Here is a 16,160-nt window from a genome sequence, read left to right on the forward strand (position 1 = left end):
CGATGGCCGAGGAGGCGCGGGTCGGGCGGGTGGGAACGACGATGTTCGACATGGTCGCCACCGTACGCGTCGCACGGCGCCGGACGCCCTCCCCGTTCGCCCGTAGGCTGAGCGAGTCCCAATCGGAGGTTCGATGCATACCTGGCCCGGCAATCCCTACCCACTCGGCGCGACCTACGACGGCAGCGGAACGAATTTCGCGATCTTCAGCGAGGCCGCCACGCGTGTGGTCCTCTGCCTGTTCGACGACGCCGGGGTCGAGACGCAGGTCGATCTGCGAGAGGTCGACGCGTACGTCTGGCACGGTTATCTGCCCACGGTGCAGCCCGGCCAGCGCTACGGCTACCGCGTGCACGGCGAGTACGACCCCGCCTCGGGCTCTCGCGCGAACCCGAACAAGCTGCTGCTCGACCCGTACGCCAAGGCGACCTGCGGCGAGATCGACTGGGACGAAGCGCTCTTCGCGTACGACTTCGGCGACCCCGACTCGCGCAACGACAAGGACTCGGGCCCGCACATGATGCTCGGCGTCGTGATCAACCCGTTCTTCGACTGGCAGGGCGACCGCGCCCCCCGGTACAGCTACGACGAGACGGTGATCTACGAGGCTCACGTCAAGGGGCTCACCCAGACCCACCCCGACATCCCGGAGGACGAGCGGGGCACCTACGCCGGCGTCGCGCACCCGGCGATCATCGACCACCTCAAGAAGCTCGGCATCACGACGCTCGAGCTGATGCCCGTGCACCAGTTCGTGCAAGACAACACGCTGCTCGAGAAGGGCCTCAGCAACTACTGGGGCTACAACACCATCGGCTTCTTCGCCCCGCACGCCGCGTACTCGGCCACGGGCGACATCGGTCAGCAGGTGCAGGAGTTCAAGACCATGGTGCGGGTGCTGCACCAGGCCGGCATCGAGGTCATCATCGACGTCGTGTACAACCACACGGCCGAGGGCAACCACCTCGGGCCGACCCTGTCGTTCAAGGGCATCGATAACGCCGCGTACTACCGGCTGATGGACGACGACAAGACCTACTACATGGACTACACGGGCACCGGCAACAGCCTGAACGTCCGTCACCCGCACTCGCTGCAGCTGATCATGGACAGCCTGCGGTACTGGGTCACCGAGATGCACGTCGACGGCTTCCGCTTCGACCTCGCCGCGTCGCTGGCCCGCGAGTTCTACGAGGTCGACCGGCTGTCGACCTTCTTCGAGCTCGTGCAGCAGGATCCCATCGTGTCGCAGGTGAAGCTGATCGCCGAGCCGTGGGACGTCGGCCCCGGCGGGTACCAGGTGGGCAACTTCCCGCCCCAGTGGACGGAGTGGAACGGCAAGTACCGCGACACCGTCCGCGACTTCTGGCGAGGCGAGCCCTCGACCCTCGGCGAGTTCGCCAGCCGGATCACCGGCTCGGCCGACCTGTACGAGCGCGACGGCCGCCGCCCGGTGGCGAGCATCAACTTCGTCACCGCCCACGACGGCTTCACGATGCGCGACCTGGTCAGCTACAACGACAAGCAGAACGACGCCAACGGCGAAGACGGCAACGACGGCGAGAGCCACAACCGCTCCTGGAACTCGGGCGTCGAGGGCGAGACGGACGACGGCGCCGTCCGCGCGCTCCGCGAGCAGCGCCAGCGCAGCTTCCTGGCCACCCTGCTGCTCAGCCAGGGCGTCCCGATGCTGCTGCACGGCGACGAGCTCGGTCGCACGCAGAAGGGCAACAACAACACCTACGCGCAGGACAACGAGCTCAGCTGGATCGACTGGGACAGCGCCGACCGCGATCTGATCGAGTTCGTCGCCGAGGTCATCAAGCTGCGGCACGACCACCCGACGTTCCGTCGCCAGCGCTACTTCAACGGCCGACCGGTCACCCGCGGCGAGGGCGAGCCCCTGCCCGACATCGTCTGGCTGACCACCGAGGGCGACGCCATGCAGGAGGGCGAGTGGAACGAGTCGTACGCCAAGGCGATCGGCATGTTCCTGAACGGCGACGGCATCCGCGGGCGTGACGCCCGCGGCGGTCGCATCACCGACGTCAACTTCGTCCTCTACTTCAACGCCAGCGCCGACACGGTCACCTTCGTGCTGCCGCCCGACGAGTACGCCGAGGGCTGGGAGGTCGTCGTCGACAGCACCGTCGACGTGCCGCCGCCGCCGGCGAACGCCGCACCCCGCACGCCGACGGCCACCCGCGCCGCCACCACCGTCCAGCCCCCCTCGACACCGCAGACGCCCACCGCTCTGCGAGCCGGCGACCGACTCCCCGTGGTGGGTCGCTCGCTCGTCGTCCTCCGAGCCACGGCCGAGGAAGACCAGTGACCCGAAACGACTCGACCCGACACCCGCGTTCGACGTACCGCCTGCAGATCCGCGCCTCCTTCGATCTGTTCGCCGCGGCCGACGTCGTCCCCTACCTCCGCGACCTCGGGGCCGACTGGGTCTACCTGTCGCCCGTGCTCGAGGCCGAGCCGGGCAGCGACCACGGCTACGACGTCGTCGACCACAGCCGGGTCGACCCCGCGCGAGGCGGCGAGGTGGGTCTGCACACGCTCTCCGACCGTGCGCACGTGCACGGCCTCGGCGTGCTCGTCGACATCGTCCCGAACCACGTCGGCGTCGCGACGCCGAAGTCCAGCGTCTGGTGGTGGGACCTCCTCACCCACGGCCGCGAGTCCCGCTACGCCGACGCGTTCGACGTCGACTGGGCGGCCGGTGGCGACAAGGTGCTGCTGCCGGTGCTCGGCGAGCCCGCGCCGGCCGACGGGTCGATCGAGGGCCTCTCCGTCGAGGGCGACGAGCTGCACTACTACGACAACGTGTACCCGATCGCCCCGGGCACGCGAGGCGACGGCGACGACGCTGCGGCCGTCCACGCGCGGCAGAACTACGAGCTCGTGCACTGGAAGCGCGCCGACTCCGACCTCAACTACCGGCGCTTCTTCGCGGTGAACACGCTCGCCGGCATCCGGGTCGAAGAGGGGCGCGTCTTCGACGAGTCGCACGTCGAGATCGGGCGGTGGTTCCGTGACGGGCTCGTCGACGGCCTCCGGGTCGACCACCCCGACGGCCTGGCCGACCCCAAGGGCTACCTCGACCGCCTGGCCGCCCTCACGGGTCGTGCCCACGTGCTCGTCGAGAAGATCCTCGAAGGCGACGAGCGCCTCCCCGAAGACTGGGCCACCGCGGGCACCACCGGGTACGACACCCTCGCCGACCTCGACCGGCTGTTCGTCGACCCGAGCGGCGCCGCGGCGCTCGACGGGCTCGACTCGCGCCTCCGCCGTGCGACCGGCGTCGACGCCGACGAGCGCGCGGCCGGTGCCGACGAGTCGACCGGCGACGAGGCGGTCGACTGGCACGAGATGATCCTCGGCACCAAGCGCGGCATCGCCGACGGCATCCTCGGCAGCGAGATCAACCGCCTCGCGCGACTGATCGCGGGCGGCGGCGCCGTCGACCCCGAGGTCGTCGACGCCCTGGCCGAGCTGGCCGCGGCGTTCCCCGTCTACCGCAGCTACCTCCCGCAGGGCTCCGAGCAGCTGACCGAGGCCGCGTCCGTCGCGACGCGTCACCGCCCCGAGCTCGCCGATGCCGTCGAGCGGGTCGTCGCCGTGCTGCGCGACGAGACGCACCCCGCGTCGGTGCGGTTCCAGCAGACCAGCGGCATGGTGATGGCGAAGGGCGTCGAAGACACCGCGTTCTACCGCTACAGCCGCCTCGCGACGCTGACCGAGGTGGGCGCCGACCCCAGCGAGTTCTCGGTGACTCCGGCGCAGTTCCACGCCCGCCAGCAGGGCCGCCTCGCCGAGCGCCCCTTCGGCATGACGACCCTGTCGACGCACGACACGAAGCGGAGCGCCGACGTGCGGGCGCGCATCTCGGTGCTCTCCGAGGTCGCGCACGAGTGGGCCGCCACCCTCCAGCGCCTCCGCGACCTCGCGCCGATGGGCGACGGGCCGTTCGAGAACATCCTCTGGCAGACGGTCGTCGGTTCGTGGCCCGCGTCGCGCGAGCGCCTGCACGCCTACGCCGAGAAGGCCTCCCGCGAGGCCGGTTCGTCGACCACCTGGACCGACCGCACCGACGAGGCCGAGGCCTTCGAAGAGCGCATGCACTCGGCCGTCGACGCCGTCTTCGACGACGAGGAGGTGCGGCACGAGGTCGAGCGCATCGTCGACGTCCTCCGCGGCCCCGGGTACAGCAACTCGCTCGGCGTCACGCTGATGCAGCTGATCGGTCCGGGCAGCCCCGACGTCTATCAGGGCGGCGAGCTGTGGGACTTCTCGCTCGTCGACCCCGACAACCGTCGCCCGGTCGACTTCGATCTGCGTCGTCTCTACCTCGAGGCGATCCGCTCGGGCGCGACTCCCCCGGTCGACGACACGGGCGCGGCGAAGCTGCTCGTCACGCATCGCGCCCTGACGCTGCGTCGCGACCGCCCCGACCTGTTCACCCGCTACGCCGCGCTGCCGGTGTTCGGCGAGCAGGCCGTCTCGGCCGTCGCCGTCGATCGCGGGGGCGCGATCGCGATCGCCACGCGCCTCCCCGTCTCCCTCGAGCAGGCCGGCGGCTGGGACGACACCGAGGTCCTGACCGCAGGAGGCGCGTATCGCGACGTCCTCACGGGTCGCCGTCACGAGGGCGGTCGCCTGCGACTGGCGGAGGTGCTCGACATGTACCCCGTCGCCCTGCTGATCCCCGCAGAGGACTGACCCGCCCGTCCGCGCCGCTCCGCGCCCGACTACCGTCTCCCCTGGTCGAGGAGTCACGACATGCCGCTCACCTCCCGAGGTGGGCGGCATGTCGCGACTCACCGACCGCAGCCGAACACCGACCCGACACCGACACCGACCCGAGGAGACCGATGAGCGTCTACGACGTCTGGGCCCCGAAAGCGACCACCGTGCAGCTGCACCTCGACGGGGAGCTGCTGCCGCTGACGCACGAGCCCGAGACCGGCTGGTGGCGCGCCTCCCCCGATCTCGACCGCGCGCCCGGTCACCGCTACGGGTTCGTGCTCGACGGGGGCGACACCCCCCTGCCCGACCCCCGCTCGCGCCGTCAGCCCGACGGCGTGCACGGTCTCAGCGAGACCTACGACCCCGGCGCCTTCGCCTGGACCGACGCCGCGTGGACCGGCCGCCAGCTGGCCGGCTCCGTGGTCTACGAGCTGCACATCGGCACCTTCACCCCCGAGGGCACCCTCGATTCGGCCATCGGCAAGCTGCCCTACCTCGTCGACCTCGGCGTCGACCTCGTCGAGCTGCTGCCGGTCAACGGGGTCAACGGCCGCTGGAACTGGGGCTACGACGGCGTCGACTGGTTCACGGTCACCGACAACTACGGCGGACCCGAGGCGTATCAGCGCTTCGTCGACGCCGCGCACGCCGCGGGGCTCGGGGTCATCCAGGACGTCGTGTACAACCACCTCGGCCCCTCGGGCAACTACCTGCCGCTCTTCGGCCCGTACCTGTCGAGCAAGCACGCCAACACCTGGGGCGACAACGTCAACCTCGACGACGACGGTGCGCACGAGGTGCGCGAGTTCATCCTCGACAACACGGCGATGTGGCTGGGCGACTACCACGTCGACGGTCTGCGACTCGACGCCGTGCACGCCCTGAAGGACGACAGCGAGGTGCACCTGCTGCAAGAGCTCGCCGAGCGGACGGCCGCCCTGAGCGCGCACCTGCGTCGCCCGCTGTCGCTGATCGCCGAGAGCGACCTCAACGACCCGACCCTGATCACCCCCCGCGACGGCGGCGGCTTCGGCCCCGAGCACCGTCAGGGCTACGGCCTCGACGCGCAGTGGAGCGACGACTTCCACCACGCCGTCCACGTCGCGCTGACCGGCGAGACCACCGGCTACTACGCCGACTTCGAGCCGCTCGGCGCGCTCGCGAAGGTGCTGACGAAGGGGTTCTTCCACGACGGCACCTGGTCGTCGTTCCGCGAGGCGACGCACGGACAGCCGGTCGACACCGACCACATGCCGACCTGGCGCCTCGTCGTCGCGAACCAGAACCACGACCAGATCGGCAACCGGGCGATCGGCGACCGTCTCGCCGCCAGCCTCGACGACGGTCAGCTCGTCATCGCGGCGGCCCTGACCCTCGCGGGCCCGTACACGCCGATGCTCTTCATGGGCGAGGAATGGGCGGCGTCCACCCCGTGGCAGTTCTTCACCTCGCACCCCGAGCACGATCTCGGCGAGGCGACGGCGAAGGGCCGCATCGCCGAGTTCGCGAAGATGGGCTGGGACGAATCGTCCGTGCCCGATCCGCAGGAGCCGTCGACGTTCGAGAACAGTAAGCTCGACTGGTCCGAGCTCGAGTCGGGTCGCCACGCCGTGCTGCTCGACGCCTACCGTCGTCTCGGCGCCCTGCGGCGCAGCGAGCCCGACCTGACCGACCCCCGCTTCGACTCCGTCTCGGTCGACTACGACGCAGACGCCCGCTGGCTCGTGCTCACGCGCGGCGAGCTCCGCATCGCGATCAACTTCGCCGCAGAGGAGGCGCGGGTCGCCGTGCCGAGCAGCACCGTCCTCTTCGCCAGCGACGCGTCGATCGAACCCGGGTCCAGTCTGCTGCTGCCGGCGCACTCGGTGGCGATCGTCCGCTGACGCCGGAGCCCTCGATGACGCGCGCCCGGGCCCGACCGGCCCGGGCGCGCGTGCGCCGTCCGCCGTCGGTCGCTAGCGCGTCGACACGCCGCCGCTCGAGGGTCCGACTCGGTGCGACGTCGCACGGACGCTCGGCAGGCGGCGGTGCCGCACGATCAGCTCGACGAGCGCGAGCGACCGGCGACGGAGACCCCACAGGGTCACCTTGGTCAGGGACTCCCTGACGATCGAGCCGCTCATCTTCGAGGCGCCGTGGACGCGTTCGGTGAACGTGATCGGCGTCTCGACGACCCGGAGACCGGCCTGCAGGGCACGCCAGAGCAGGTCGACCTGGAAGCAGTAGCCGCGCGACTCCACCTCGTCGAGGTCGATGCGGCGCAGAGCCGACGAGCGGAACACCCGGAACCCTCCGGTCGTATCGGCGACGCGGATGCCGAGGGCGCCCCGGGTGTACCAGCTGCCGCCGCGGCTGAGCAGCTCGCGGCGCATCGGCCAGTTCTCGACGCGGCCGCCGGGCACCCAGCGTGAGCCGAGCACGAGGTCGTTGTCGCGCAGCAGCTCGAGCATGCCGGGGAGGTGCTCGGGGTGATGCGAGCCGTCGGCGTCCATCTCGACGAGCGCGTCGTAGCCGCGTTCGAGACCCCAGGCGAAGCCGGCGAGGTAGGCGGCGCCGAGGCCGGCCTTCTCGGTGCGGTGCAGCACATGCACACGGGAGTCGCGGGCGGCGTAGGCGTCGGCCAGCTCGCCGGTGCCGTCGGGCGAGCCGTCGTCGACGACCAGGACGTCCACCGCGGCGCCGGAGTCGAGCGTGCGGCCGACGATCCAGTCGAGGTTGTCCTTCTCGTCGTAGGTGGGGATGATCACGAGCGCGTCGTTCATGGTGGGTCTACTCCCGTTCGGGTCGGGTCGGGTCGGGTCGGGTCGGGTCGGGTTCGGATGGGTTCGAGCCGGTCACGAGACCAGGTCGGCGAAGACGATCAGGTTGTCCTCGTAGTGCCCGGTCGACGAGTCGAATCGTCCGTCGCAGGTGATGAGCCGCAGTGTCGGGGTGGGCGTGCTCCCGTAGACGTCCGAGGTCGGGAAGTTCGCCTTCGGGGCCGTCTCGCTGCCGGTCACCGAGAAGGTGTGGACCTCGCCGGTCGACAGGGTCACGAGCACCTCGTCGCCGGGCTCGAGCTCGGGCAGATCGACGAACACCGCGGGCCCGGTCGACGAGTCGACGTGACCGGCGATGATCGCGGGGCCTACTCCCCCGGGCACGACGCCGTCCTCGTACCAGCCGGCCGACATCCACGCCTCGGGAGCGTCCAGTTCGCCGGCGGCCCCGAGGCCGAGATCCTCGAGCCCCGAGTCCACGCCGATCGACGGGATCCGCACCCGAACGGGCTCGGCGCCCGCAGGAGGCGCGGTGTACGTCTGGGCCGCCGGGTCCTGGAACCCCTCGGTCGAGACGGACGGGGTCGAGCCGCCCCGCGCCTCCTCGGTGCCGGTCGATGTCGACGATGCGCCGTCGGGCTGCGCCGCGACGGCCGCGACGGTCACGCCCCCGACGGCCAGCGCGACGGCGACGCCGATCGCGACGGCGGCCTTCGTGTGCTCGCGGAGCCAGGTGGTGGGGTTCATGTCAGTCCTCCTCCAGAGGCGAGCACGGACCGATCGACGTGCCGTCGAGCTGCAGGGCTGCGAGCGCCGACCAGGCCGTGCCGTAGTAGGTGGGGGTCGAGGTGGCGACCTCGTCGGCGCGACGCAGGTCGTCGGCCGCCGCCTGCCGGTCGCCGGCTGCGGCCTCGGCGGCCGCCCGGGCCGCGTAGGCCAACGGGCTCTTGTCGGCTCCGGTCGACTGGCCCCCCAGGTCGAGCTGCATGGGCAGCTCGTCGTAGCGCTGGAGCACCGGCGCCAGACGCGCGGCGAGGGCCACATCGGCCGGGTCGCACGACTCGGCGTACCGCAGGGGCAGGCGGGCGGCGTCGTAGCCGTACTCGACGGTGCCGCTCGATCCGTCGGCGCTCGGCAGGGGCACGACCGTGCCGTCCTGTGCGACCTGCGCCCAGTTGCTGGGCAGCGCGGTCGAGTCGAGGATCTCCGTCGTCACGGCGCGCGAGCCGGCCGCGAGCTCGTCCCAGCGCGGGTCGCCGCTGGCGGCGCCGAGCTCCTGGAAGGTCGCGGGCGAGGCGTACGAGGGGTTGTACGACCACGGCGCATCGCCCTGAGCCCACAACCCGGGGAGGAGGATCCGCCCGACGTCGGTCGATGCGGTCATCGTGTCGAGCACGACGCCGCCGAGCTCGACGCCCGCCGCGGCCAGATCGGGGCGGTCGAAGGCGTCGCCGGCGAGCACGAGCGCCCGAGCGGCGTCCACGTCGGCGTCGCTCGCCGGGCCGTCGTCGACCACGGCGCCGTCCGCCCACTGCCAGGCGAGCAGACCGTCGTCGCGCACGAGGTTGTCGGTGGTCCACTCCCAGATGGTGTCGAAGGCCTTCTCGTCGTCGACGCCGACCGCCACGAGGAGACCGTACGCCTGGCCTTCGCTGACGGTGTCGTCGCCCTGGTCGCGGCGGACGACGCGCCCGTCGGAGTCGACCCAGTCGTCGAGGAACGCCTCGCCGATCTGGTCGGGCGTCCGCTCGGGTGCCGAGGTGGGGGTGATGCCGGGGTCGCTGGTCGCGCCCGTCCGTCCGCCCGCCTCGTCCGGCGAACCGCCGAACGGGCCGACGACGAATGAGGCGATCCCGGCCGTGACGGTCACTGCCACCACGACCGCCGCTGCGAGCAGCAGTCTCGTCTTCTTCGTCATGTCGTTCCTCACTGTGCTGTCATCGTCGTGCCGGTCGAAAAGGCGCGGTGCCCGGCGGCGCCGAGTCGCGCCTCCTCGTCCGTCCATTCGCTCCGCCGCGGCGTCAGCCGATGCGGAGGAAGCCGAGCACGGACGCCCAGAAGCCCCGCGTCTCGCTGGAGGCCTCGTCGGCCGGGTGCTCGGCGAGGTAGCCGCCTCCGGTCTGCACGCCCCCTTGCGGGGTCTCGGCGGTCGACGCGCTGTCGACGACGGGTACGACGGTCAGTCCACCCGTCGAGTTGTCCAGCACGAACAGCGTGTTGACGCTGCCTGCGGCGAGGTCGACGTCGGCCGAACCCTCGACGTCGTCGCCCGTCAGGTCGAGCGTCCACGGGCCGGCGTCGACGCTGGCGTACCCGGTGGCGCTGCCGAAGGGGGCGTCGCTGGCGATCGTGGTGCCGGTGCTGGTCGCCACGTCGACGGTGTCGGTGACGTTCGCCGCCTGCACGAGGCGGAGCTTCGCCTCGCCGGGCGCGGGGGCGGTGAGGTCGTCCGTGAAGACCTCGGTCTGGAGGTCGTCGTTCTCGCCGTACGCCAGCGCGGTGATCGGCTGCCCGCTCTCGACGGTGACGTTGGTGCTGATCACCGGTTCGGCGGCCGGTGCGTCGGCGGCGGTCATCGAGACGACGTACGTGCCCGCGGGCAGCGCCTCGTAGGGGCTGACCTGACCGTAGGTGACGTCGTCGAGGTCCATGACGACCTGACCGCCCTTGATCGAGGTGAGGGTGACGTCGACCGACTTGGTGTCGGGCGACAGGTGGCCGACACGGACCCAGCCGTCGCCCTCGGCGGCCTGGGCGGGCGAGACTCCCACCACCGAGGCGGCCACGGCGGCGGTCGCGGCGACGCCCAGGGCGAGAGCGGCGGTGAGTCGGCGGCGGGAGGAGGCGGGGGTTCGGATGGTGCTGATGGCGGGTGCCATGAGGTGGTTCCTTTCCGGTCGGGATCCGGCTCGAGGAGGAGCCGGCGGGAGGAGGGGCGGCGCGCGTCGGATCGACCACGCGCCGCCGTGCGGCTCAGCCGAGCAGGCCGCTCGGCGGGAGGGCGGACCAGGTGGCGATCAGGCCGTCATCGGTCGGGTCGGCGCCGACAGGAGCGTAGGTCGATCCGAGTCCGTCGACGACGGCGGCCAGATCGTCGACCGACCGACCGTCGGCGGGGATGATCTCCAGCTGACGGAAGAGCCCCTCCGACTCGCCCGGCAGCGAGGCGGGGTCGGCGACGCTGATCGGGCCGGCCGCGGCGAGCTGACCCAGGACGATCATCGCCCTCGGGTCGACCCGGCCGTCGGTGAGCGCCTGGCGGAACACGTCGGACACCTGCAGCGACGGGTTCTGGGCGAGTTCGCGACCGACCTGCGATCGGGCCGCGGCGTCGGCGTCGGCGTCGGTCGCGGCCTGGGCGGCCCCGTCGGTGTCGATGCGACGCACGTCGACCTCCTGGTCGCCGCTGCCGAACGACGCGACGACTGTCGAGTTGTCGAGGGCCTGACGGATGCCCTCGGAGGAGCCGCCCGAGGTGCGGACGGACTCGGTCGTGACGATGAAGTCGCTGTCGCGCCAGCCGTTCGGCGACTGCGCCCGGACGGCGCCGTCGGTGTCCAGCTTGTAGAACCAGATGACGTTGTCCCGAGCGAATCCGTCGTCGACGAGATCGACCCACATCGCGTCGTCCACGAGCAGTCGGCTGTCCTTCGGCACGTTGTCCGAGATCCATCCCTGCGCGTCGCGCATCGGGGCGTCGAGGTCCGCGAGGAAGAACCCGCGGAGCTGGGTCGTCCAGAGCGGCACGATGGCGACGGCGGCCACCGCGGTCACGGCGACCCAGACGACGGCGCCGGAGCGGCCGGCCGCCGTGCCGAGCCGGCTCTCGCGTCGGGCGCGGAGCGAGCGCACGGCCGAGTCCGACACCGCCGCGATCAGCAGCGCCGCGAACGGCAGCATCATGATCACGTAGGGGACGGGCAGATAGCCGCCCGGGCGGAACATGAACGCGATGAGGAAGACCATCATCACGGCGATCGGCCGGACCCTCGTCAGGAAGACGCCGACGACCGAGGCCGCCGCGCCCAGCACGATCACGACCATGTCGAGCTGCCACCACTGCGACACGGTGGCGAAGAAGAGGCTGCCCGTGTCGAGGATCGAGCCGCTCGACTCGCGGGTGCCGAGCTGGAACGTGATCCCCTCGAGCAGACTGACGCGCCCGGCGCCCGGCAGCAGCTCGCCCTTGACCCCGGCGAGCGCGATGTACGAGAGGCCGATCAGCACGAGCAGCGCCGAGGCGATGGACAGTGTGTACCGACGCGTCGAGCGGTCGGCTCCCCGGATCATGACCCAGGCCAGGAACGGCAGGGCCAGCAGGTACGTCTCCTTCGACAGGACGGCGATGCCGAACGACGCGGAGGCCGCCGCGTAGCCGGCCAGCTGGTGCCGCCTGCTCAGGGCGAACAGGAAGGCGGCGAGGAGCCACGGGGTCGCGACGTTGTCGAGGTACACGGTGCGGTGGAACTGCACGGCGAGGGGGGAGACGGCGAACACGAGGGCGGCGACCGAGGCGGCCACGCGGCTCAGCCCGATCCTGCGGGCCAGCGCCCAGAGCAGGGCGACCGCGACGACGGTGAAGAACACCATGGCCTCGCGGCCCGCCAGGACGGCGATGCTGTAGCGCGAGAACGCGCCGGTCAGGGCCGTGTACGCCGAGATCTGCAGCCAGCCCACGGGCGGGTGGTCGTACCAGTAGGTGTAATGGGCGAGTTCGCCGAGGTTCTGCACGGCCCAGGCCTGGGCGACGTAGGTGCCCTCGTCGTCGATCCGCTGCGGCGAGCCGGCCATGTTGAGGCTCTGCACGACGGCGGCGACGGCGAGGACGGGCAGGAGCCAGAGCAGAGAGGCGCCGTGACGTCGGAGCCACGACACCCGGGGGGCGCGATCCGCTTCGGCCGGACGCGGCCGGATCGGTGCGTCCGGTGCGACGGTCGTGTCGGCTGGTCGGTCGAGGATGCTGGTCATCGGTCACCACCTCCGGTCAGGGCGAGGTCGTCGGTCGAACGGCCCGCCGCGTCGGTCGTCGGGGTCGGGGCGGCGTGCCCGAGCGGGGCGGGCACGGCGGCAGGTCGGTGGGCGCCCGTGTGCTCCGTCTTCTCCCAGGCGTTCAGCTTTCGGACCTGTCGCCAGACGGACCGGACGGCGGCCAGGGCCAGGAAGATCTGGTAAGGCAGCAGACCCCAGACGAGTCGGAAGTAGTCGCGCGCCCGGACCTTCTGCCCGTAGGTGCGACCGAATTCGCGGAGACCCGTGAACTCGACGGCCAGCAGCACGAGTGTCGGCGCCAGGGGGATGAACGAGACCAGCGCGATCGCCGTCGGGACCTTGACCGTGAGGATCAGCGCGATCGAGATCGGGATCATCAGCCCGGTGGCCGCCTGGATGAAGGGCATGGTGAGCAGGTAGCGGGCCATCAGACGCTGACGGAGTCGGGGGAGCTTCTTCCATTCGCCCTTGCCGTAGACCTGCATGAAGCCCTGGTTCCAGCGGGTGCGCTGCTTGAGCAGAGACACGAAGGTGCCGGGGGTCTCCTCGCGGGTGACGACCTCGGGGCTGTAGGCCACGACGACCTTCGCACCGGCGCTCGAGAGTCGGACCCCGAGCTCGCAGTCCTCGGCGAGGCACTCGGCGTCCCAGCCCTCCGACCAGTCGAGCCACTCCTTGCGCACGAAGACCGTGTTGCCGCCGAGGGGGATGAACTTCTCCTTGGCGTGGAAGTGCAGACGCGACCGGAACCAGAAGTAGTACTCGAGCACGTTGCGGAGACTCCACCAGCTGCTCTGGAAGTTCATCAGCTGCACGCCGCCCTGCACCACATCGGCGTCGGTCTCGGTGAAACGCGAGTCGACGAGCGTCAGGAGGCGCGGGTGGACCTCGTCCTCGGCGTCGAACACTCCGACGATCTCGCCCCGCGACGACTGCAGCGCGAGGTTGAGGGCCTTCGGCTTGTTCTTCGGCACGCTCGAGTCGACGATCACGCGGATCAGCTCGGGGTGGCGCGCGGCGGCCTCGCGGGCGACGCGCTCGGTGCCGGGATCGTCGTGACCGACGATCGCGATGATCTCGAAGTCCGGGTGGTCCTGCAGGGCGAGTCGGTCGAGGGTCTGGCCCATGACCTCCTCCTCGTGCCGACCCGGCACCAGCAAGGTGAAGGAGTGCGCGGCGTCGAGAGGGTCCTCGCTGAACTGGCTGCCCTCGAGGTTGTCCTTCGAGCGCCACGCGTGCAGCATCCACCAGAGCGTCGAGACGGCCACCGCGGTGAGCAGCAGCGAGATGACGACGAGCGACGAGTAGCCGATCCACTCGAGGGCGGACCAGTCGGGGAGCTGGAAGCCGGCGAGTCCTTCGCCGGCCGTCGCCGCGCCTCCTCGGTTGGGGACGAACGTCTCGGGCGAGGCCGGCGCCTGCGGGGTCAGCAGCGGGGCGGGCTCACCGGCTGCCAGCAGGTCGGGATTGTGCGTCGGGTCAGTCGACACGGGTCACTCTCCTGTCAAAAGAGGTCGGGTTGGTCGTGGGTGTCGTCGAGCAGCGTGATGCTCAGCAGGTCGCGCGATTCGGGGTCGGCGCCGGGGCGGCAGTCGGCGGCGCCCCTCGTCCGAGGGTTCTCACCTCGGGTATGGCACCGGTTCGGGGGGTGCTCGAAAATCGGTTTGGTCGGATCCCCCGGCTGCCGGGGAATTGCCAGCTTCCCGTCATCTCCCGTTAACGTCCCCCGGTCGGGGGGCAGCCCGTCGGCCACCCGAGGCGCGTAGTTTGACGACATGGACTTCAGATACCTAGGAAACAGCGGCCTCAAGATCTCCGAGATCACGTACGGCAACTGGCTGACCCACGCCTCGCAGGTCGAGAACGACGTCGCCGCGCGGTGCGTCCGTGCCGCGCTCGACGCCGGCATCTCGACCTTCGACACCGCCGACGCGTACGCGAACACGGCGGCGGAGCAGGTTCTCGGCGACGCGCTCAAGGGCGAGCGTCGCGAGTCGCTCGAGATCTTCACGAAGGTGTACTGGCCGACCGGGCCCCGCGGTCACAACGACGTCGGGCTGAGCCGCAAGCACATCCTCGAGTCGATCGACGGGTCGCTCCGTCGTCTCGGCACCGACTACGTCGACCTCTACCAGGCGCACCGCTACGACGCCGACACCCCGCTCGAAGAGACCATGCAGGCGTTCGCCGACGTCGTCCGCCAGGGCAAGGCGCTCTACATCGGGGTCAGCGAGTGGAACGCGGACCAGATCCGTGCCGGGCACGAGCTGGCCGTCAAGTACGGCGTGCAGCTCATCTCGAACCAGCCGCAGTACTCGATGCTCTGGCGCGTCATCGAGCAGGAGGTCGTGCCCACCAGCAAGCAGCACGGTCTCGGCCAGATCGTCTGGTCGCCGGTCGCGCAGGGCGTGCTCACCGGCAAGTACAAGCCGGGCGCCGAGCTGCCCGCCGGCAGCCGCGCCACGGACGACAAGGGAGGCGCTAGCTCGATCAAGAGGTTCCTCACCGACGAGGTGCTCACCGGTGTCGCGAAGCTCGAGCCGATCGCCGCCGATCTGGGCCTCACGATGGCCCAGCTCGCCATCGCCTGGGTGCTGCAGAACGACAACGTGGCGTCGGCCATCATCGGCGCCTCGCGACCCGAGCAGGTCGGCGACAACGTCAAGGCCGCGGGCGTGAAGCTGCCCGCCGAGGTCATGACCGCGATCGACGCGGCGCTCGGCGACCTCGCCGAGACCGACCCGTCGAAGACGGTCTCGCCCGACGAGCGACCCGCCTGAGCGACCCTGCGCGGAGAAACCCGGCGTCACGGGAATTCGTCAGGGGTGGATGCACTTGCATATACTCGTACCGACCTTCGGTGACACGTCACCGAAACCCCAGACGTCATCGCACCACCGGACATCGTCACATCAGTCACCCAGACCAACAGGAGAACACCATGGCAATCACCACCGAGACCATCCCCGCCGGCACCTGGAACCTCGACCCCACGCACAGCGAGGTCTCCTTCAGCGTCCGTCACCTCGCCATCAGCAAGGTCAAGGGCAGCTTCGAGTCGTTCGACGCGACCCTCGTCACCGCCGAGGACCACACCGCGAGCAAGGTCACGGCCTCGATCGACGTCGCGTCGGTCAACACGAACCAGAAGGACCGCGACGGTCACCTGCAGACCGGCGACTTCTTCCTGGCCGAGGAGCACCCCAAGATGACCTTCGTCTCGACCAGCATCGAGGAGAAGAGCGGCGACGAGTTCCTCGTGCACGGCGACCTGACCCTCCGTGGCGTCACCAAGCCCGTCACCCTGAAGAGCGAGTTCGGCGGCCTCGTCGTCGACGGCTACGGCCAGACCAAGCTCGGCTTCTCGGCGACCACCAAGATCGACCGCACCGCCTTCGGCGTCACCTGGAACGCGGCCCTCGAGGCCGGCGGCTTCACGCTCGGCAACGACGTGACCGTCACGCTCGAGATCCAGTTCGTGCTCCCCGCGTAAGCAGCAGCACCTCTCGAGGGCCCGCATCCGCCTGTCGGATGCGGGCCCTTCGTGCGCGACCCGCGCCTCCTCGGCTCCGGCGGGCCCGTCACCCGCGCCCCCGTGGCTTCGGCGGGTTCCCGTCATCGGGGGCGGGGGCGCCCTGCCCCCCCCCCCCTGGCCGGGAA

11 protein-coding genes are annotated in these 16,160 nt (G+C 70.8%); 5 read left to right on the forward strand and 6 right to left on the reverse strand.

The window, feature by feature from the left end; genetic code table 11:
• Positions 1-133 precede the first annotated feature (133 nt).
• From glgX to treZ, 3 genes are all read left to right on the forward strand, one after another.
• On the forward strand, positions 134-2,332 hold the full coding sequence (gene glgX / locus SOM11_RS01205) for a glycogen debranching protein GlgX (protein ID WP_192059899.1): 2,199 nt from the start codon (positions 134-136) through the stop codon (positions 2,330-2,332).
• Positions 2,329-4,725, forward strand: a complete 2,397-nt coding sequence (gene treY / locus SOM11_RS01210; RefSeq protein WP_320476962.1) for a malto-oligosyltrehalose synthase — start codon at positions 2,329-2,331, stop codon at positions 4,723-4,725. The genes glgX and treY overlap by 4 nt, the downstream gene beginning before the upstream one ends.
• 152 nt (positions 4,726-4,877) lie before the next feature.
• A complete protein-coding gene (treZ, locus tag SOM11_RS01215; protein WP_320476963.1) occupies positions 4,878-6,635 on the forward strand; it encodes a malto-oligosyltrehalose trehalohydrolase in 1,758 nt (585 codons plus the stop codon).
• 72 nt (positions 6,636-6,707) lie between these two features.
• Here the strand turns inward: treZ and SOM11_RS01220 are convergent, their stop codons facing one another.
• The 6 genes from SOM11_RS01220 to SOM11_RS01245 all read right to left on the reverse strand — a co-directional run bounded on the left by SOM11_RS01220 (position 6,708) and on the right by SOM11_RS01245 (position 13,990).
• Entirely contained in the window at positions 6,708-7,514 is an 807-nt protein-coding gene (locus SOM11_RS01220) for a polyprenol monophosphomannose synthase (protein ID WP_243215184.1), read from the reverse strand.
• Between the two features lie 72 nt (positions 7,515-7,586).
• The gene (locus SOM11_RS01225) at positions 7,587-8,258 is read right to left on the reverse strand and encodes a class F sortase (RefSeq protein WP_192059892.1); all 672 of its coding nucleotides are present in this window, start codon (positions 8,256-8,258) and stop codon (positions 7,587-7,589) included.
• A 1-nt stretch (position 8,259) separates the two neighbouring features.
• Entirely contained in the window at positions 8,260-9,429 is a 1,170-nt protein-coding gene (locus tag SOM11_RS01230) for a glycosyl hydrolase family 8 (protein ID WP_320476964.1), read from the reverse strand.
• Between the two features lie 103 nt (positions 9,430-9,532).
• Positions 9,533-10,390 carry a DUF4397 domain-containing protein gene (locus SOM11_RS01235; RefSeq protein WP_320476965.1) on the reverse strand — a complete coding sequence of 286 codons (858 nt, stop codon included), beginning with the start codon at positions 10,388-10,390 and terminating at the stop codon, positions 9,533-9,535.
• A 94-nt stretch (positions 10,391-10,484) separates the two neighbouring features.
• The gene (locus SOM11_RS01240; RefSeq protein ID WP_320476966.1) at positions 10,485-12,479 is read right to left on the reverse strand and encodes an ArnT family glycosyltransferase; all 1,995 of its coding nucleotides are present in this window, start codon (positions 12,477-12,479) and stop codon (positions 10,485-10,487) included.
• Positions 12,476-13,990 carry a glycosyltransferase gene (locus SOM11_RS01245; RefSeq protein ID WP_243215187.1) on the reverse strand — a complete coding sequence of 505 codons (1,515 nt, stop codon included), beginning with the start codon at positions 13,988-13,990 and terminating at the stop codon, positions 12,476-12,478. Before SOM11_RS01245 ends, SOM11_RS01240 begins: the two co-directional genes overlap by 4 nt.
• 285 nt (positions 13,991-14,275) lie before the next feature.
• Here SOM11_RS01245 and SOM11_RS01250 point away from each other — a divergent pair, with 285 nt between their 5' ends.
• Together SOM11_RS01250 and SOM11_RS01255 are read left to right on the forward strand one after the other, a co-directional pair.
• Positions 14,276-15,280, forward strand: coding sequence for an aldo/keto reductase family protein (locus tag SOM11_RS01250; RefSeq protein WP_320476967.1), 1,005 nt, complete (start codon positions 14,276-14,278; stop codon positions 15,278-15,280).
• Between the two features lie 161 nt (positions 15,281-15,441).
• Positions 15,442-15,993, forward strand: coding sequence for a YceI family protein (locus SOM11_RS01255; protein ID WP_243215189.1), 552 nt, complete (start codon positions 15,442-15,444; stop codon positions 15,991-15,993).
• Positions 15,994-16,160: the final 167 nt, after the last annotated feature.

The organism is Frigoribacterium sp. CFBP9029 (assembly GCF_034045305.1).
Lineage (GTDB): Bacteria > Actinomycetota > Actinomycetes > Actinomycetales > Microbacteriaceae > Frigoribacterium.